Origin of the sequence: Bradyrhizobium manausense (assembly GCF_018130615.1) — a bacterium.
GTDB lineage: Bacteria > Pseudomonadota > Alphaproteobacteria > Rhizobiales > Xanthobacteraceae > Bradyrhizobium > Bradyrhizobium manausense_A.
In genome coordinates, this window is record NZ_JAFCKB010000001.1 from 37656 (window position 1) to 55979 (window position 18324).

Genomic DNA, 18324 nt, shown 5'->3' on the forward strand with positions numbered 1-18324 from the left:
CGGAGCAGGTGCGCCGGGGCTTAGTGCATAGCCGTGGTATTGAGCTGCTGCTGGATGCTCTTGAAATGATCGAGCCGTGCGATGGCCTGATCGAGCTCGCCGCCTTCGTGCTCCTTCAGGCCTTCTTCCATCTCCGAGATGGTCTCGGCGAACTGGGCACGATCGAGCTCGGCGAGCGAGGTCGCGACGTCGGCGAGCACGGTCAGGCCCTTTTCGGAGACTTCGGCGAGACCGCCGAGCACGATGATCTTCTCGTGCTTGCCGCCGGTAGTGACGGTGAGGATGCCGGGACGGATCGCAGCCACGACCGGCGCATGACCTGCCAGCACGCCGAAGTCACCCTCGACGCCGGGAATGTCGACCTGGTCGACTTCGCCCGAGAACGCGAGCTTTTCCGGAGAGACGAGATCGAAGTGGAAGGTGGCCATGGGAAACCTTGCGAATAGCGAATGGCGAATAGCGAGTGGCGGGGAGGAGCAGCGAAACTATTCGCTACTCCCCATTCGCCATTCGCGCCTTAGGCAGCTTCCGCTGCCAGCTTCTTGCCCTTCTCGACCGCCTCTTCGATGGTGCCGACCATGTAGAAGGCGGCTTCCGGCAGGTGGTCATACTTGCCTTCCACCAGGCCCTTGAAGCCCTTGATGGTGTCGGCGAGGTCGACGAACTTGCCCGGCGAACCCGTGAAGATTTCGGCGACGTGGAACGGCTGCGACATGAAGCGCTCGACCTTGCGGGCGCGGGCCACGGTCAGCTTGTCCTCTTCCGAAAGCTCGTCCATGCCGAGAATGGCGATGATGTCCTGGAGCGCCTTGTAGCGCTGCAGCACCTGCTGGACCTGGCGGGCGACCGCGTAGTGCTCCTCGCCGACGACCAGCGGGGAGAGCATGCGCGAGGTCGAGTCGAGCGGGTCCACCGCCGGATAGATGCCCTTTTCAGCGATCGAGCGCGACAGCGTGGTGGTCGCGTCCAAGTGCGCGAACGAAGTCGCGGGCGCCGGGTCGGTCAAGTCGTCGGCCGGAACGTAGATGGCCTGCACCGAGGTGATCGAGCCCTTCTGCGTGGTGGTGATGCGCTCCTGCAGCGCGCCCATGTCGGTCGCGAGCGTCGGCTGATAACCCACGGCGCTCGGAATACGACCGAGCAGCGCCGACACTTCCGAGCCTGCCTGGGTGAAGCGGAAGATGTTGTCGACGAAGAACAGCACGTCCTGGCCCTGGTCGCGGAAGTCTTCCGCGATGGTCAGACCCGTGAGCGCGACGCGGGCGCGGGCACCCGGGGGCTCGTTCATCTGGCCGAACACCAGCGCGCACTTCGACTTCACGCTCGGATCCGGATTCTTCGGATCGGCGTTGACCTTGGACTCGATGAACTCGTGATAGAGGTCGTTACCCTCGCGGGTGCGCTCGCCGACGCCGGCGAACACGGAGTAACCACCGTGCGCCTTCGCGACGTTGTTGATCAGCTCCTGAATCAGCACGGTCTTGCCGACGCCGGCGCCGCCGAACAGGCCGATCTTGCCGCCCTTGGCGTAGGGCGCGAGAAGGTCGACGACCTTGATGCCGGTGACGAGAATTTCGGCTTCGGTCGACTGGTCGGTGTAGGTCGGCGCTTCCTGGTGGATCGCGCGCAGGCCTTCGGTCTTGACCGGACCGGCTTCGTCGATCGGCTCGCCGATGACGTTGATGATGCGGCCGAGCGTGCCTTCACCGACGGGAACGCGGATCGGCGAACCGGTGTCGGTCACTTCCTGGCCGCGGACCAGACCTTCGGTGGTGTCCATCGCGATGGCGCGGACGGTGGACTCGCCGAGATGCTGGGCGACTTCGAGCACCAGGCGGTTGCCGCCGTTCTTGGTCTCGAGCGAGTTGAGAATGGCCGGCAGGTGGCCCTCGAACTGCACGTCGACGACGGCGCCGATGACCTGGGTGACGCGACCGAGCTGGGCTGCCATTGAATGTCTCCTTCGATCCGAACTTGTAGGCCACGGTCAATTTGACCGGGATGTTGCGTTTGACGGTTACTGAAGCGTCTTGGTCAGACGGCCTCGGCACCCGAGATGATTTCGATCAGTTCCTTGGTGATCTGCGCCTGACGCGTGCGGTTGTAGACCAGCGTCTGCTTGCGGATCATTTCGCCAGCGTTGCGCGTCGCGTTGTCCATCGCGCTCATCTGAGCGCCGTAGAACGAGGCGTTGTTCTCGAGCAGCGCACGGAAGATCTGGACCGCAAGGTTGCGCGGCAGAAGACGGGTGAGAATTTCGTCCTCTTCCGGCTCGTATTCGTAAGAGGTCGTGGTAGCGGCAGCGCCCTCCTCGACGACCAGCGGAATGATTTGCTGGGCGGTCGGGATCTGCGCGATCACCGAGCGGAAGCGGGAGTAGAACAACGTGCAGACGTCGAACTCGCCGTTGTCGAATCGCGCCAGAACCTTCTTGGCGATGTCCTCGGCATTGACAAAGCCGAGCTGCCGAACGCTGCGCAGGTCGAGATGCTCGACGATCTGCTTGTCGAACAGGCGGCGGAGCTGCTCGTAGCCCTTGCGGCCGACGCAGAAGAATTTCACTTCCTTGCCCTGCGCCATCAGCGCCTGGGCCCGCTCGCGGGCGAGACGCACGATCGACGAGTTGAAGGCGCCGGACAGGCCGCGCTCGCCGGTGCAGACCAGCAGCAAATGAACCTGGTCGCGGCCGGTGCCGGCCAGCAGCACCGGCGCGCCGGGCGAACCCGCGGCGGCGCTGGCGATGTTCGAGATCACCGCGCTCATCTTGTCGGCATAGGGACGTGCAGCTTCGGCAGCGGTCTGCGCGCGGCGCAGCTTCGAGGCCGCGACCATCTGCATGGCCTTGGTGATCTTCTGCGTCGCCTTGGTGGAGGCGATGCGGACGCGCATGTCTTTAAGTGAAGCCATTCTTCGTTCACCCCGGCGGTTCGACGCTTATGATCGAGCCGCTAGCCTATCCCAGTCGTCATGCCCGGGCTCGTCCCGGGCATCCACGTCTTTGTCTCCACGCCGTGAAGCGTGGATGGCCGGGACGTCAATTGCGAAGACGCGCTTCGCGCTTTAGCCCGGCCATGAACGCGCTTAAGCGAAGCTCTTCGCGAAGCCCTCAACCACCGACTTCAGCTTGGCAGCGGTGTCGTCGGAGAGGTCGCGGCTGTCGCGGATCGAGTTGAGGATGTCGGCGTTCTTGCCGCGCAGCAGCGACAGCAGACCGTCCTCGAACGCACGCACCTTGTTGACCGGGAGCGGATCGAGATAGCCGTTGGTGCCGGCCCAGATCACGCAGACCTGCTCTTCCATCTTCAGCGGCGAGAACTGCGGCTGCTTCAGGAGTTCGGTCAGGCGCGAGCCGCGGTTCAGCAGGCGCTGGGTCGAGGCGTCGAGGTCGGAGCCGAACTGCGCGAACGCCGCCATTTCGCGGTACTGCGCGAGCTCGCCCTTGATCTTGCCGGCGACCTTCTTGGTGGCCTTGGTCTGCGCCGACGAACCGACGCGCGACACCGACAGACCGACGTTCACCGCGGGACGGATGCCCTGGAAGAACAGGTCGGTTTCCAGGAAGATCTGGCCGTCGGTGATCGAGATGACGTTGGTCGGAATGTAGGCCGACACGTCGTTGGCCTGGGTTTCGATGACCGGCAGCGCCGTCAGTGAGCCGGAGCCCTGGTCCTTGTTCAGCTTCGCCGCGCGCTCGAGCAGGCGGGAATGCAGATAGAACACGTCGCCGGGATAGGCTTCGCGGCCCGGCGGACGGCGCAGCAGCAGCGACATCTGACGGTAGGCAACGGCCTGCTTGGACAGATCGTCATAGATGATGACCGCGTGCATGCGGTTGTCGCGGAAGTACTCGCCCATGGTGCAGCCGGTGAAGGGCGCGATGTACTGCATCGGCGCCGGATCCGACGCGGTGGCGGCGACGACGATCGAGTATTCGAGCGCGCCCTGCTCTTCCAGCACCTTCACGAACTGGGCAACGGTGGAACGCTTCTGACCGACCGCGACGTAGACGCAGTACAGCTTGATGTTCTCGTCGGGCTGCGCGTTGAGCGGCTTCTGGTTCAGGATGGTGTCGAGCGCGATCGCGGTCTTGCCGGTCTGACGGTCACCGATGATCAGCTCGCGCTGGCCGCGGCCGATCGGGATCAGGGCGTCGATCGCCTTGAGGCCGGTCGCCATCGGCTCGTTCACCGACTTGCGCGGAATGATGCCCGGCGCCTTGACGTCGACGCGCATACGCTTGTCGGCCTGGATGGGGCCCTTGCCGTCGATCGGGTTGCCGAGGCCGTCGACCACGCGGCCGAGCAGACCCTTGCCGACCGGCGCGTCCACGATGGCGCGGGTGCGCTTGACGGTCTGGCCTTCCTTGATCTCGCGGTCGGCACCGAAAATAACGACGCCGACGTTGTCGGTTTCGAGGTTCAGCGCCATGCCGCGGGTGCCGTTCTCGAACTCGACCATTTCACCGGCCTGGACATTGTCCAGACCGTAGACGCGGGCGATACCGTCGCCGACGGACAGCACCTGTCCGACTTCGGAGACTTCAGCTTCCTGGCCGAAATTCTTGATCTGGTCCTTGAGGATCGCGGAAATTTCCGCGGCGCGGATGTCCATCAGCCTGCCTCTTTCATCGCGTGCTTGATCGAATTGAGTTTGGTGCGAAGCGAACTATCGATCATGCGGCTGCCAAGCTTCACGACGAGGCCACCGATGATCGAGGGATCGATCTTCACGTTGAGCGCGACGTCCTTGCCGGTCACCGACTTCAGGGCAACCTTGAGGGCGTCGAGATTCTTGTCAGAGAGCGCTTCCGCGACCGTGACGTCCGCGGTCGCCTCGCCCTTGAACTTGGCGACGAGGGCGCGGTAGGCGCGGATGACGTCAGCCACCGCGAACAAGCGGCGGTTGGCGGTCAGCACCTTGAGGAAATTGGCGGAGATGCCAGCAATGCCCGCCTTGTCCAGAACGGCCGAAAGGGCCTTGGACTGGGCGTCAGCCGCGAAAACCGGACTACGGACGAGACGCTTCAGATCGACGCTCTCGTTCAGCAGACCCTCGAACTTGTCGAGATCGGCCTTGACCTCGTCGACCAACTTCTGGTCGCGGGCCAGTTCAAACAAGGCCGTTGCATAACGGCCCGACACACCTGAAACGGACGTATCTTCTGCAGCCACAGACGCGCTCTTTTTGCTGTCAAATTCGCAAGGGAAAAACCGTCGCCACAACGCGGCGCCTAGCGATCCAAGCCCTTGGAATTCAAGCGGGACTTCGATTTTCGACCGACACGGGAAGTGCCGGGCTCGTTAAAATCGCGGCTTTGCTAACATAGCAGGCGCGCACGTGCAACATGACGCCAAACTAAAGGCACGACGTTCTGTCGCCAGTTCGTCGCAGATTGCGACACCTTCCGGAGCGGCCACGCGGCGGGCTGCCATGTCACGGAATTGCCGTGAGCGTTACGGCGGCCAGGGGCACTTTTGTTCCTGCCCTGAACGCATAGCGGCCATGAACACAGCTCGCTGAGGCGTGACTGCAACCGCGCCCACCTGGGCCGCCGAATACTTACCCAATTCTAAACATGAAGAATAACAACTTCGCTTTACAGTATTCGTAAGTAATAAGTTAGTTAACGAATCGTTAAAGGATAGGAACCCGAAACATCGTTCGAATATCGATTCAGATCACAAGATATTTCAGCGGGGCTCGGAACGGATTTACTGCCCAATTCATGCCTCATTAGGAATCGAAACGCCAACCCGCTCACAAACTGATAGGGGCTCCACTAGCCACATATGTGGCAATACTATCGTAGGGACCATTAAATGCTGTCTTTGAAGACGCTGGGCACCGTGACCCGGCCGCGTACGGCGATTGCATTCGTCGCCGCAACTCTCATCGTCGGTGGAACTGCCACCGAGGCTTCCGCCAAATCCCGGCATCACCACAGGGCCTCTCACCATCACCGGCATCACGCCCAGAACGATTCCAACGCGACCTCCGATTGGCGCAACGCCAATGCGTCGATGACGCCGACGTCGGGCACGGGCCGCAGCTTCTCGGGCATGGCTTCCTATTACGGCAACGAGTCCGGCAGCCGGACCGCGTCGGGCCAGCGCTTCAACCAGAACGCCCTCACCGCGGCGCACCGTTCGCTGCCGTTCGGCACCAAGCTGCGCGTCACCCATGGCGGCCAGAGCGTCATCGTCACCATCAATGACCGTGGCCCGTTCGTGCGCGGCCGCGTGCTCGATCTTTCCACCGGCGCTGCCCGCGCCATCGGCCTCACCGGTGCCGGCGTCGGTCGCGTCACCGCGGAAGTCGTCTCCTAACGGCGCGCTTCGCGCCTGATCTCACACGCGTAGTTTCCTCATCGTCCGCAGCGACATGAGCAGTTTGATGCGCGCGTGAAACAAGCCCGTGGTCTTGGGGGACCGCGGGCTTTTTTATGTTCTGTCATTCCGGGGCACGCGAAGCGTGAACCCGGAATCTCGAGATTCCGGGTTCGATGCTGCGCATCGCCCCGGAATGACGACAAAGGAGGTGGCGACGGCGGAGCCTACAAGAAGCTCTGCGGATCGACGTCGACCTCGAGCTTCTGATTCCCCTTCGGCTTCGGGCACACCGCAAGCCAGTTGCGCAAATAATCCGAGAGATCGAAGCCGCGCGCCGATTTCACCAGGATGCGGAAGCGGTAGCGGCCCTTGATGACGGCGAGCGGGGCTTCGGCCGGGCCGAGCACGACCACGCGCTCGTCGCGCGGCGCCAATGCCACGAGCTTGCGGCCGAGGCCCTCCGCGCTCGGACGGTCGCCTGCGGAAATGATCAGGCTCGCGAGCCGGCCGAACGGCGGATAGAGCGTCTTCTCGCGCAAATCGATCTCGCTGTCGTAGAAGGCCTCGCGGTCGCAGGCGATCAGCGCCTTCATCACGGGATGATCGGGCTGATGCGTTTGCAGGTAGCCGACGCCGCGGCCCTGCTCGCGCCCGGCGCGGCCGATCACCTGGTTGAGCAACTGCCAGGTCCGTTCCGCCGCGCGCGGATCGCCATTGCTGAGGCCAAGATCCGCATCGACCACGCCGACCAGATTGAGCCGCGGGAAATTGTGCCCCTTGGCGACGAGCTGCGTGCCGATGATGATGTCGACGCGGCCCTCCGCGATTTCGGCAAGCTCGCTGCGCATCGTCTCGATCGAGGTGATGAGATCGCTCGACAGCACCATGGTGCGGGCATCGGGGAATAGCGCGGCCGCCTCTTCCTGCAGGCGCTCGACGCCGGGACCGACGGCAACCAGCGATTCCTCCGCTGCGCAATGCGGACAGGTCGGCGGACGCGGCATCGAGAAGCCGCAATGATGACAGACGAGGCGCTGGCGAAAGCGGTGATCGACCAGCCAGGCATCGCAGATGGTGCAGGCGAAGCGATGGCCGCAACCGCGGCACAGCGTCAGCGGCGCATAGCCGCGGCGATTGAGGAACAGCAGCGCCTGCTCGCGCTTTTCGATCGCCTTTCTGATCTCACCGGCGAGCCGCGGCGAGATGTAGCGGCCGCGCGCCGGCGGCTCGCGGCGCATGTCGATGGCCTCGATATGCGGCATGTGCTGGCCGCCGAAGCGCGAGGGCAGCGCGACGCGCTGATAGCGGTTCTTGCGCGCATTGACCTCGGATTCGACCGACGGCGTGGCGGAGGCCAGCACGATCGGGATCTTTGCGATATGCGCGCGCACCACCGCCATGTCGCGGGCGTGATAATGCACACCCTCGTCCTGCTTGTAGGCCTGGTCATGCTCTTCGTCGACGACGATGAGGCCGAGATTGGCGTAGGGCAGAAACAGCGCCGAGCGGGCGCCGACCACGACCGGCGCGGTACCTTCCGAAATCGCGGCCCAATTGCGCGCGCGGGTGCGCGGCGTGAGCTCGGAATGCCATTCGATCGGTCGTACGCCGAAGCGCTGCGCGAAGCGATCGAGGAACTGGCCGGTGAGCGCGATCTCCGGCATCAGGATCAGCGACTGCTTGCCGCGCCGGATGGCTTCCGCCACGGCCTCGAAATAGACCTCGGTCTTGCCCGAACCGGTGACGCCGTCGAGCAGCGCGACGTGGAAGGTGCCGTTGGCCGCGAGCGCGCGCATCGCATCCACGCCGGCACGCTGCAGCGGCGAAAAATCCGGCCGGCCGAATTCCGGATCAGGGGCCGGCGGCGGGGGCGGCGGCGGCATCGGCTCGACCGTGAGCGTGCCTTCGTCGACCAGGCCGTCGATCACGCCGGCGGACACGCCGGCTTCCTTGGCGGCTTCCGACTTGCCGTGCAGCAGCCGGTCCGACAGCACCTCGATCACGCGCGCCCGGGCCGGCGTCAGCCGCCGCGGAGGATCGCCGACCAGGCGCACACCGGCGCGCACGCGCTCGGGGCCGAGGTTCTCGCCCATCCGCAGGCACATGCGCAGCACCATGCCGCGCGGGCTCAGCGTGTAATTGGCGACCCAGTCGACGACGGAGCGCAGCTCGGGTTTCAAGGGCGCAACGTCGAGCTTCTCGCTGACCTCCTTGAGGCGGTTGTGCAGGCGCGGATCGGGATTGGCGTTTTCCGCCCAGACCACGGCGAGCACCTCGCGCGGACCAAGCGGCACACCGACGAGATCGCCCACCTTCAGCTCCATGCCGCGCGGCACCTTGTAGGAATAGGTCTGGTCGAGCGCGACCGGCACCAGCACGTCGACCATGCGGGTCGTGCTGGCGGGAGCAGTCTGGCTGCGCGTCGAATGATCCATGAACAGAGAATCGGAACCTGGGGACCTCAAGGCTAGCGCCGTGGAGCCGCCTTAGCGAACAGTAAACTTGTGTGATGCGATATACTGTGCGGAATCATTCCGTCCAGAGCGCATGAGCAAAGCAGCCGCCCCGCCACTCGAGCTCGCCAGCGCCGATCCCTCGATCGCGCGGGAGATGGCGCGCTGGCTGTCGCATCTCGGCGCCGAGCGGAGGCTGTCGCCGAAGACGCTGGAGGCCTATGGCCGCGACTTGCGGCAATGCCTGGATTTCCTGTGCAGCCATTGGGGCGAGCGCGTGACGCTGGCGCGGTTCGCGAACCTCGAAGCCACTGACGTGCGCGCCTTCATGGCGATGCGCCGCGCCGACGATATTGCCGGCCGCTCCTTGATGCGCGCGCTGGCGGGCCTGCGCTCGTTCGGACGTTTCCTCGAGCGCGAGGGCAAGGGCAAGGTCGGCGCGCTCTCCGCCATCCGTGCGCCCAAGGTCGCGAAAAGCCTGCCGAAGCCATTGCCGATGGCGTCGGCAAAACGCCTCGCTGACGCCGACGAGCGCGCCGGCGAGGATCGCGAGACCTGGATTCTGGTCCGCGATGCCGCGGTGATGGCGCTGCTGTATGGATCAGGCCTGCGCATCTCCGAGGCGCTGGGGCTGAAGCGCCGCGAGGTGCCGAAGGCGGGCGAAGGCGACGTGCTCGTCGTCACCGGCAAAGGCAACAAGACGCGGATGGTGCCGGTGCTGCAGAACGTGCTGGCGCTGATCGACGAATATGTCGCGTTGTGCCCGCATGCGCTGCCGGCGGAGCGGCCGATCTTCGTCGGCGCGCGCGGCGGTCCGCTCAGCCCGCGCATCATCCAGCTCGCGATGGAGCGGCTGCGCGGCGCGCTCGGCCTGCCCGACAGCGCCACGCCGCACGCGCTCCGCCATTCCTTCGCCACACATCTGCTCTCGCGCGGCGGCGATCTGCGCGCGATCCAGGAATTGCTCGGCCACTCCTCGCTCTCGACCACGCAAATCTATACCGGCATCGATTCCGAGCGCCTGCTGGAAGTCTATGCAAGCGCGCATCCAAGGCGCTGACGAGCTCGCTCATTCCCTGACATGAAGCTGTCACAGCGCGCGTGCCTCTTGCGCGGCGCCCGCGGTTCGGTCAATCGTGGGGAACTTCAGACAGGAGGGACTTATGAGCGCACACGAGAGCATGGAGCACGCCGAGCATGCCGAGCACGCATCGGGCGAGAACAAGAAGATCGCCCTTCTGATCGCGGTGCTGGCGCTGTTTCTGGCGATCTCGGAAACGCTCGGCAAGGGCGCCCAGACCGAGTCGATCAGCAAGAACGTCGAAGCCTCCAACCTCTGGGCATTCTTCCAGGCCAAGAGCATCCGCCGCACGGTCGTGCAGACCGCCGCCGAGCAGGGCAAGCTGACGCTGGGCACCGCCTCCGACGACGCCATGAAGGCCACGGTGCAGAAGCAGATCGACGACTGGCAGAAGACCTCGGCGCGCTACCGCTCCGAGCCCGAGACCGGCGAAGGCACCGAGCAGCTCGCCGAGAAGGCCAAGCACGCCGAGCACGAGCGCGACGAGGCGACCGCGAAATATCATCACTTCGAGCTGGCCTCGGCCGCGTTCCAGATCGGCATCGTGCTGGCATCCGCCACCATCATCACCGGCATGCTGCCGCTGGCCTGGATCGCTGGCCTGTTGACGCTCGCCGGCCTCGGCATGACCATGCTCGGCGCATGGGCGCCGCATCTGTTGCATCTGCACGGGTGAAGGGGCGCCACTCGCTCCGCTGTCGTCCCGGCCCACGTTGCGCAATTGCGCACCAGGCCGGGACGACACCCGAGAAGGTTCACCGCGCCTCGTGCACGCTCTTGCGGAAGCGCTGGATCAGACGGAGCGTGCGTGAGGACCAGCCTTCGCCGTTGCCCTTGATCAGCTCGCGGATGCGCTGCTTGACCGGCGCGACCAGCTCGGTCGCCTTGGCGCGCACTTTCAGCACGAGCTCGTAGAGCCGCCCGAACCAGTGCATCTCCAAAAGCTTGTCGCGCGTGACGTCGAACACGAAGGCGGTGACGCCGACGCCGAGCATCTTCGCGAACAGGATCGTGAAGACCGCGCTGGTCCAATATTCATGCGTGAGCAGCCACAGGCCGACCAGCTTGAGCGGAAACAGCGGGATGATCGGGACGGCGAAGACGATCAACGTCATCGCCGGCGACAGTGCGTCGACGCGCTCGGCCAGCCATGCCTTGAACCGGGCGAGCGGGATCAGTGCGACGACCCGCGCGACGATCGGCTCGAGATGGTCCCACAGCCAGGCTTCGATCAGGAAGATGATCGCCAGCAGGACCCAGACCGGTTGAAGAAGGCGGCGCAGCATATGTTTCCCGCCCGATCCAGCGCTGGGCGCGTGCCTACATATGGATGGCCCGCTTGCCGACTGCAAGCGCGGCTTCCTTGACGGCCTCCGAGCGGGTCGGGTGCGCGTGGCAGGTGCGGGCGAGATCTTCCGCACTGCCGCCAAACTCCATGAGAACGCAGGCTTCATGGATCATTTCGCCGGCCTCAATGCCGATAATGTGCACGCCGAGCACGCGATCGGTCTTCGCATCTGCGAGAATCTTCACGAAACCATCGGTCGTTTGGTTGACCTTGGAGCGGCCGTTGGCGGTAAAGGGAAACTTCCCGACGGTATAGGCGACGCCGGCCTGCTTCAGCTCTTCCTCGGTCTTGCCGACGGAAGACACCTCCGGGGTGGTATACACGACGCCCGGGATCACGTCGTAGTTCACGTGGCCGGCCTGACCCGCGATGATCTCCGCAACGGCAACGCCCTCATCCTCGGCCTTGTGCGCGAGCATCGGGCCGGCGACGACGTCGCCGATGGCATAGACGCCCTTCAGGCTGGTGGCGAAATGCGGATCGATCTGCACGCGGCCGCGGGGATCGAGCGCAACGCCGGCTTCCTTCAGCCCGAGACCGTCGGTGTAGGGCACGCGGCCGATGCAGACGAGCACGACGTCGGCTTCCAGTGTCTCGGCGGCGCCGCCGGCGGCCGGCTCGATCGTCGCCTTCAGCGTCTTGCCCGAGGTGTCGACCGCGGTGACCTTGGCGCCGAGCTTGAACGCAAAGCCCTGCTTCTCGAGGATGCGCTGGAATTGTTTTGCAATCTCGCCGTCCATGCCGGGCAGGATGCGATCGAGGAATTCGACGACGACGACTTCGGCACCGAGCCGCTTCCACACCGAGCCGAGCTCGAGGCCGATCACGCCGGCGCCGACGATGAGAAGCTTGCCGGGGACCTTGTCCAGCGACAGCGCGCCGGTCGAGGACACGATACGCTTCTCGTCGATCTCGATGCCCTTGAGCCGCGCGATGTCCGAGCCGGTGGCAATGACGATGTTCCTGGTCTCGATCACCTGCGACTTGCCGTCGGCGAAGACTTCGACCTTGCCGGTGCCGAGGATCTTGCCGGTGCCCTTGAGCACGTCGACCTTGTTCTTCTTCATCAGGAACTCGACGCCCTTGACGTTGCCGTCGATGCCCTGCTGCTTGAAGTTCATCATCGCCGGCAGCTCGAGCTTCGGCGCGGAAACGTTGACGCCCATCTTGGCGAAGGAATGCCCGGCTTCCTCGAACATTTCGGACGCATGCAGCAGCGCCTTCGACGGCATGCAGCCGACATTGAGGCAGGTGCCGCCGAGGGTTGCGTTCTTTTCGACCACGGCGACTTTCATGCCGAGCTGGCTTGCGCGCACCGCGCAGACATAACCGCCGGGTCCGGTGCCGATGACGACGAGATCGTAGGTAGCCATGAGAGAAAGTCCCGTAAGTTTAGCGTGATGAGGATGTGTCAGCGTCCGTCGGCGCGTCAGCGTCCGCCGGACACATCGAGAATGGCTGAGGTGATGTAAGAAGCATCGTCCGACAGCAGCCAGACGATGGCCTTGGCGATTTCGTCCGCCGTGCCGACGCGCTTCATCGGCACCATGTGGGCCAGACGATGGGCGCGGTCGGGCTCGCCGCCGGCGGCGTGGATCTCGGTGTCGATCAGGCCAGGGCGAATGCCCGCAACGCGAATGCCTTCGCCTGCGACCTCATAGCCGAGGCCGATGGTGAAGGAATCGATCGCGCCCTTGGACGCGGCATAGTCGACATAGGTATTGGGCGAGCCGAGCTTGGCGGCGACCGACGACAAATTGACGATGACGCCGCCCTTGCCGCCATGCTTGGTCGACATCCGCTTCACCGCTTCGCGCGCGCAAAGGATGGAGCCGGTGACGTTCACCGCCATCACGCGCTGGATGCGCTCGGCCGACATCTCGTCGACGCGCACGCCGCTCTTGCCGACAATTCCGCCATTGTTGACGAGCGCGCCCAACGTGCCGAACTTGTCGGCTTCCTTGAACAGATCGAGGATGTCGCTTTCCTCGGCGACGTCGCATTTCACCGCGATCGCCTTGCCGTTGCCGGCTTCGATCTCGGCGACGACCTCGTCGGCGGCCTTCTTGTTGCTGGCATAGCCGACCACGACGCGGTAGCCGCGCGCGGCCGCCGCAATCGCGGTCGCCCGCCCGATGCCGCGACTGCCGCCGGTGATGACAACGACCTTATCCGTCACGCCAGCCTCCAATGTCTCACGCGCATTTTCTCGGCCTCAATACTCAGGGATCATGACTTCGGAGAGTCGATCATGGTCCAACTGGTCGTCAGATCGGGATTCACGACCGTCTCGCCCGTCGAGCTTAGCTTGTACTCGCCGGGCTTGGCTGCCTGGAGCGCCCGCAGGTCTGGCGGCAACGTCATCCGCTGGCCGTTCCAGGTCTTTCCTTCGCACATGATCGCGATCCCTTTGGGATCTGCGCTGACGATCCGGCCCCAGCACTGGACCTGCGACGTCACCGTCCTTCCGTCGGCGGCAAGATAAGTAATCCCTGCCAGCAGAAGTTGCCCGATGAGGCCATCGCCTTCGTCCTGGTCCCACAATGGCGGGCCATCGCCGCCGGAAGTCTCCGGCGGCATCCAGGGAGGACGGGCTGTGGCTTCATCCGACGACACGACGCGTCTCGATCAGAGATCGAGCACCAGCCGCGCCGGATCTTCCAGGCTCTCCTTGACGCGAACCAGGAAGGTGACGGCTTCCTTGCCGTCGATCACGCGGTGATCGTAGGACAGCGCCAGATACATCATCGGACGAACCTCGACCTTGCCGCCGACGACCATCGGGCGATCCTGGATCTTGTGCATGCCCAGAATGCCGGACTGCGGCGCGTTCAGGATCGGGGTCGACATCAGCGAACCGTAGATGCCGCCATTGGTGATGGTGAAGGTGCCGCCCTGCATCTCGTCGATCTTGAGCTGGCCGTCACGGGCGCGGCGACCGAAATCGGCGATGCCCTTCTCGATGTCGGCGATCGACTTGTGGTCGCAATCGCGCACCACCGGCACGACGAGACCCTTGTCGGTGCCGACGGCTACGCCGATGTGGTAATAGTTCTTGTAGATCAAATCGGTGCCGTCGATCTCGGCGTTGACGGCCGGAATGTCCTTCAGCGCCTGCACGACGGCCTTGGTGAAGAAGCCCATGAAGCCGAGCTTGCTGCCGTGCTTCTTCTCGAACGCATCCTTGTAGTGGGCGCGCAGCGCCATGACGTTGGTCATGTCGACCTCGTTGAAGGTCGTCAGCATGGCCGCGGTGTTCTGCACGTCCTTGAGGCGGCGCGCGATGGTCTGGCGCAGGCGGGTCATCTTGACGCGCTCTTCGCGGGCGGCGTCATCGGCCGGCGAAGCGCTGCGCACCTGCACGGCGGCGGCGGGCTGGTTGACCGGGGTCGGCGCCGAGGCCGCACGCTCGATCGCGGCAAGCATGTCGCCCTTGGTGACGCGGCCGTCCTTGCCGGAGCCCGGAACGGTCGAGGCGTCGACGCCACTCTCGGCGGAGAGCTTGCGCACGGATGGCGCCAGCGGCGCATCGGCCGGCGGCGCCTTTGCGGCGGGAGCCGGCGCGGCAACAGCCGGAGCCGGGGCCGCCGCAGGCTTTGCGGGAGCAGCGGCGGGCTTTGCACCAGCAGCACCTTCGGTGATCTGGCCAAGCAGCGCGCCGACCGCGACGGTCGTGCCGTCGGCGGCGATGATCTCGCTCAGCGTGCCGGCGGAGGGTGCCGGGACTTCGATGGTGACCTTGTCGGTCTCGAGCTCCACCAAGGGCTCGTCGACGGCGACGGCATCGCCGGCCTTCTTGAACCAGCGGCCGATGGTGGCCTCGGTGACGGATTCGCCGAGCGTCGGCACACGAATTTCAGTCATGGTCTTTTCCTTAAGGGGATCGCCAATGCGGTCATGAATTCCGGATGTCACGGCCGACGAAAAGCAGGCCATCCAGCAAGCCGGGACGCATCGCATTCACGAGGACGTCACGTCTTGCTGGATGCCCCGCCTTGTCGGCGGGGCATGACGCAGTTCGAAAAAGCTCAGCTCAATGCTTCGTCCAGGAACGCCTTCAGCTGCGCCTGATGCTTGGACATCAGACCAGTGGCGGTCGCGGCGGAAGCGGCGCGGCCGACATAACGCGGACGCCTGCTCGCACCGTTCACCTGGTTCAGCACCCATTCCAGATAGGGCTCGATGAAGTGCCACGCACCCATGTTACGGGGCTCCTCCTGGCACCAGATCACTTCGGCCTTCTTGAAGCGGGACAGCTCGGCCACCAGCGCCTTCAGCGGCACCGGATAGAGCTGCTCGACGCGCATCAGATAGATGTCGTCGATGCCGCGCTTCTCGCGCTCTTCGTAGAGGTCGTAATAGACCTTGCCCGAGCACAGCACGATGCGGCGGATCTTCTCGTCCGGAACGAGCTTGATGGCTTCGCTCGGCAGCATCTGGGCGTCATCATAGAGGATGCGGTGGAAGGTCGTGCCCTTCGCGAGCTCCTCGAGACGGGACACCGCCCGCTTGTGACGGAGCAGCGACTTCGGCGTCATCAGGATCAGCGGCTTGCGGATCTCGCGATGAAGCTGACGGCGCAGCACGTGGAAGTAGTTCGCCGGCGTGGTCGGATAGACCACCTGCATGTTGTCTTCCGCGCACATCTGCAGGTAACGCTCGAGGCGCGCCGAGGAGTGCTCCGGTCCCTGGCCCTCATAGCCGTGCGGCAGCAGGCAGACGAGACCGGACATGCGCAGCCATTTGCGCTCGCCCGAGGAGATGAACTGGTCGAACAAGACCTGCGCGCCGTTGGCGAAGTCGCCGAACTGGGCTTCCCACAGCGTCAGCGTGTTCGGCTCGGCGAGCGAATAGCCGTATTCGAAGCCGAGCACGGCTTCTTCCGACAGCAGCGAGTTGATGACCTCGTAATGGCCCTGCTCGTGACCGAGATGGTTGAACGGCGTGTAGCGGCTCTCGTCCTCCTGGTCGATCAGAACCGAGTGGCGCTGCGAGAAGGTGCCGCGCTCGCAGTCCTGACCAGACAGGCGGACATGGTGGTTCTCGTTCAGCAGCGAGCAGAACGCCAGCGCTTCGCCGGTCGCCCAGTCGATGCCGTTGCCACCGTCGATCGCCTTGGAGCGGTTTTCCAGGAAACGCTGGATGGTGCGGTGGACGCGGAAACCGTCCGGCACCTTGGTGATCTTGCGGCCGATGTCCTTCAGGATCGGCAGATCGACGCCGGTGACGCCGCGACGCGCGTCCTCTTCCTGGTCGGCGATCTTGAAGCCCGCCCACTTGCCGTCGAGCCAGTCGGCCTTGTTCGGCTTGTAGGAGGTGCCGGCCTCGAACTCGGCATCGAGCCGGGCGCGCCAGTCGGCCTTCAGCTTGTCGACCTCTCCCTCGGTGACCACACCTTCGGCGATCAGGCGCTTGGAGTAGAGCGTGAGGGTCGAGGGATGAGCGGCGATCCGCTTGTACATCACCGGCTGGGTGAAGGCCGGCTCGTCGCCCTCATTGTGGCCGTAGCGGCGATAGCACCACATGTCGATGACGACGGGCTTGTGGAACTTCTGCCGGAATTCGGTCGCGACCTTGGCCGCGAACACGACGGCTTCCGGATCGTCGCCGTTCACGTGGAAGATCGGCGCGTCGATCATCTTCGCCACATCCGACGGATAGGGCGAGGAGCGCGAGTAACGCGGATAGGTGGTGAAGCCGATCTGGTTGTTGACGATGAAGTGCACGGAGCCGCCGGTGCGGTAGCCCTTCAGGTCCGACAGACCGAAGCACTCCGCGACCACACCCTGGCCGGCGAACGCAGCGTCGCCGTGCATCAAGAGCGGCATGACGGAGATGCGCATGTCCGGCGGATCGCCGTGCTGGTCCTGCTTGGCGCGGACCTTGCCGAGCACGACGGGGTCGACGATCTCGAGATGCGAGGGATTGGCGGTCAGCGACAGATGGATGCGGTTGCCGTCGAACTCGCGATCCGAGGAGGCGCCGAGGTGATACTTGACGTCGCCCGAGCCTTCGACCGCGTCAGGGTTGGCCGAACCGCCCTTGAACTCGTGGAACAGGGCGCGATGGGCCTTGCCCATCACCTGCGTCAACACGTTGAGGCGGCCGCGATGCGGCATGCCCAGCACGATTTCCTTCACGCCGAGATTGCCGCCACGCTTGATGATCTGCTCGAGCGCGGGGATCAGGGATTCGCCGCCATCGAGGCCGAAGCGCTTGGTGCCGGTGAACTTGGTGTCGCAGAATTTTTCGAAGCCCTCGGCCTCGACCAGCTTCATCAGGATGGCGCGGCGGCCTTCGCGGGTGAAGGAGATTTCCTTATCCGGGCCCTCGATGCGCTCCTGGATCCAGGCCTTCTGCGCCGCATTGCTGATATGCATGAACTCGACGCCGAGCGTCTGGCAGTAGGTGCGCTCGCAGATCGCGGTGATTTCGCGCAAGCTGCCATATTCGAGGCCGAGCACATGGTCGAGGAAGATCTTGCGGTCGAAATCGGCTTCGCTGAAGCCGTAGGTGCGCGGGTCGAGCTCTTCGCGGTTGCGCGGGGCTTCGATACCGAGCGGGTCGAGCTTGGCGTGGAAGTGACCCCGCATGCGGTAGGAGCGGATCAGCATCAACGCACGGACGGAGTCGCGCGTGGCCTGGAGCAGATCGGCGGAGGAGATGTCGGCGCCCTTGGCCTGCGCCTTGGCGGCGATCTTGGCGCCGACCGTCTTCTCGACCTCGGCCCAGTTGCCGTCGAGGGCGGAGGTGAGATCGTCCTTCGGGGTCAGCGGCCAGTTGGCGCGCTCCCAGGACGGGCCCTCGGCGTTCTTCCGGACGTCAGCGGGCTGGTCGTTGAGGCTCTTGAAGAACTCCTGCCACTCAGCGTCGACCGAGGATGGGTCCTTCTCGTAGCGGGCGTAGATTTCGTCGATGTAGCTGGCGTTGGTGCCCTGCAAAAATGATGACAGGGCAAAGGCTGCGTTCGCGTCCTGGCGAGACATACTGGGTTCCTGGCGATTTCGGTTCGCGCATAACAAACGGCGCTGGCGCCGAGCTCCCCGACAGGGCTCGACGCGACAGGCACCCTTTACCCTATTTGCTGCGAAACTTCGCCCGGAAAAGCACGAA

At 64.6% G+C, this 18324-nt stretch carries 15 protein-coding genes; 3 read left to right on the forward strand and 12 right to left on the reverse strand.

The annotated features are described in order from the left end of the window. Nucleotides 1-20: 20 nt before the first annotated feature. The 5 genes from JQ587_RS00170 to JQ587_RS00190 all read right to left on the reverse strand — a co-directional run bounded on the left by JQ587_RS00170 (nucleotide 21) and on the right by JQ587_RS00190 (nucleotide 5171). Nucleotides 21-428 (reverse strand): F0F1 ATP synthase subunit epsilon, encoded by a 408-nt coding sequence (locus JQ587_RS00170; protein ID WP_212303147.1) that lies wholly within the window; start codon nucleotides 426-428, stop codon nucleotides 21-23. A gap of 89 nt (nucleotides 429-517) precedes the next feature. Further along, nucleotides 518-1951 carry a F0F1 ATP synthase subunit beta gene (atpD, locus tag JQ587_RS00175; RefSeq protein ID WP_212303148.1) on the reverse strand — a complete coding sequence of 478 codons (1434 nt, stop codon included), beginning with the start codon at nucleotides 1949-1951 and terminating at the stop codon, nucleotides 518-520. A gap of 83 nt (nucleotides 1952-2034) precedes the next feature. Further along, entirely contained in the window at nucleotides 2035-2907 is an 873-nt protein-coding gene (locus JQ587_RS00180) for a F0F1 ATP synthase subunit gamma (protein ID WP_212303149.1), read from the reverse strand. 174 nt (nucleotides 2908-3081) lie between these two features. Further along, nucleotides 3082-4611, reverse strand: a complete 1530-nt coding sequence (atpA, locus tag JQ587_RS00185) for a F0F1 ATP synthase subunit alpha (RefSeq protein ID WP_212424073.1) — start codon at nucleotides 4609-4611, stop codon at nucleotides 3082-3084. Further along, entirely contained in the window at nucleotides 4611-5171 is a 561-nt protein-coding gene (locus JQ587_RS00190) for a F0F1 ATP synthase subunit delta (RefSeq protein WP_212303151.1), read from the reverse strand. Before JQ587_RS00190 ends, atpA begins: the two co-directional genes overlap by 1 nt. Nucleotides 5172-5819: 648 nt before the next feature. On the opposite strand from JQ587_RS00190, the gene JQ587_RS00195 reads away from it, so the two are divergent. After that, nucleotides 5820-6326, forward strand: coding sequence for a septal ring lytic transglycosylase RlpA family protein (locus tag JQ587_RS00195; RefSeq protein ID WP_212303152.1), 507 nt, complete (start codon nucleotides 5820-5822; stop codon nucleotides 6324-6326). 227 nt (nucleotides 6327-6553) lie between these two features. On the opposite strand, the gene JQ587_RS00200 is transcribed toward JQ587_RS00195, so the two are convergent. Then, nucleotides 6554-8764: a primosomal protein N' gene (locus JQ587_RS00200; RefSeq protein ID WP_212303153.1), complete on the reverse strand. Its 2211-nt coding sequence runs from the start codon at nucleotides 8762-8764 to the stop codon at nucleotides 6554-6556. A 112-nt stretch (nucleotides 8765-8876) separates the two neighbouring features. Between JQ587_RS00200 and JQ587_RS00205 the strand changes: the two genes are divergently transcribed. Together JQ587_RS00205 and JQ587_RS00210 are read left to right on the forward strand one after the other, a co-directional pair. After that, nucleotides 8877-9842: a tyrosine recombinase XerC gene (locus tag JQ587_RS00205; protein ID WP_212303154.1), complete on the forward strand. Its 966-nt coding sequence runs from the start codon at nucleotides 8877-8879 to the stop codon at nucleotides 9840-9842. Nucleotides 9843-9945: 103 nt separating this feature from the next. Beyond that, nucleotides 9946-10539, forward strand: coding sequence for a DUF4337 domain-containing protein (locus JQ587_RS00210; protein ID WP_212303155.1), 594 nt, complete (start codon nucleotides 9946-9948; stop codon nucleotides 10537-10539). Nucleotides 10540-10618: 79 nt separating this feature from the next. On the opposite strand, the gene JQ587_RS00215 is transcribed toward JQ587_RS00210, so the two are convergent. The 6 genes from JQ587_RS00215 to JQ587_RS00240 form a co-directional block, all read right to left on the reverse strand. Continuing rightward, nucleotides 10619-11149: a hypothetical protein gene (locus JQ587_RS00215; RefSeq protein ID WP_212303156.1), complete on the reverse strand. Its 531-nt coding sequence runs from the start codon at nucleotides 11147-11149 to the stop codon at nucleotides 10619-10621. Nucleotides 11150-11183: 34 nt separating this feature from the next. Further along, entirely contained in the window at nucleotides 11184-12584 is a 1401-nt protein-coding gene (lpdA, locus tag JQ587_RS00220) for a dihydrolipoyl dehydrogenase (RefSeq protein ID WP_212303157.1), read from the reverse strand. A gap of 56 nt (nucleotides 12585-12640) precedes the next feature. Beyond that, nucleotides 12641-13390: an SDR family oxidoreductase gene (locus tag JQ587_RS00225; RefSeq protein ID WP_212424074.1), complete on the reverse strand. Its 750-nt coding sequence runs from the start codon at nucleotides 13388-13390 to the stop codon at nucleotides 12641-12643. 50 nt (nucleotides 13391-13440) lie between these two features. After that, entirely contained in the window at nucleotides 13441-13827 is a 387-nt protein-coding gene (locus JQ587_RS00230) for a hypothetical protein (protein WP_212424075.1), read from the reverse strand. Between the two features lie 12 nt (nucleotides 13828-13839). Continuing rightward, nucleotides 13840-15075 (reverse strand): 2-oxoglutarate dehydrogenase complex dihydrolipoyllysine-residue succinyltransferase, encoded by a 1236-nt coding sequence (gene odhB / locus JQ587_RS00235; protein WP_212303159.1) that lies wholly within the window; start codon nucleotides 15073-15075, stop codon nucleotides 13840-13842. Nucleotides 15076-15239: 164 nt separating this feature from the next. Continuing rightward, a complete protein-coding gene (locus JQ587_RS00240) occupies nucleotides 15240-18197 on the reverse strand; it encodes a 2-oxoglutarate dehydrogenase E1 component (protein ID WP_212424076.1) in 2958 nt (985 codons plus the stop codon). Nucleotides 18198-18324: the final 127 nt, after the last annotated feature.

Coding starts and splice junctions, on each gene's coding strand:
- JQ587_RS00170 (WP_212303147.1), bottom strand. CDS start 428: ATGGCCACCTTCCACTTCGATCTCGTCTCTCCGGAAAAGCTCGCGTTC.
- atpD (WP_212303148.1), bottom strand. CDS start 1,951: ATGGCAGCCCAGCTCGGTCGCGTCACCCAGGTCATCGGCGCCGTCGTC.
- JQ587_RS00180 (WP_212303149.1), bottom strand. CDS start 2,907: ATGGCTTCACTTAAAGACATGCGCGTCCGCATCGCCTCCACCAAGGCG.
- atpA (WP_212424073.1), bottom strand. CDS start 4,611: ATGGACATCCGCGCCGCGGAAATTTCCGCGATCCTCAAGGACCAGATC.
- JQ587_RS00195 (WP_212303152.1), top strand. CDS start 5,820: ATGCTGTCTTTGAAGACGCTGGGCACCGTGACCCGGCCGCGTACGGCG.
- JQ587_RS00200 (WP_212303153.1), bottom strand. CDS start 8,764: ATGGATCATTCGACGCGCAGCCAGACTGCTCCCGCCAGCACGACCCGC.
- JQ587_RS00205 (WP_212303154.1), top strand. CDS start 8,877: ATGAGCAAAGCAGCCGCCCCGCCACTCGAGCTCGCCAGCGCCGATCCC.
- JQ587_RS00210 (WP_212303155.1), top strand. CDS start 9,946: ATGAGCGCACACGAGAGCATGGAGCACGCCGAGCATGCCGAGCACGCA.
- JQ587_RS00215 (WP_212303156.1), bottom strand. CDS start 11,149: ATGCTGCGCCGCCTTCTTCAACCGGTCTGGGTCCTGCTGGCGATCATC.
- lpdA (WP_212303157.1), bottom strand. CDS start 12,584: ATGGCTACCTACGATCTCGTCGTCATCGGCACCGGACCCGGCGGTTAT.
- odhB (WP_212303159.1), bottom strand. CDS start 15,075: ATGACTGAAATTCGTGTGCCGACGCTCGGCGAATCCGTCACCGAGGCC.
- JQ587_RS00240 (WP_212424076.1), bottom strand. CDS start 18,197: ATGTCTCGCCAGGACGCGAACGCAGCCTTTGCCCTGTCATCATTTTTG.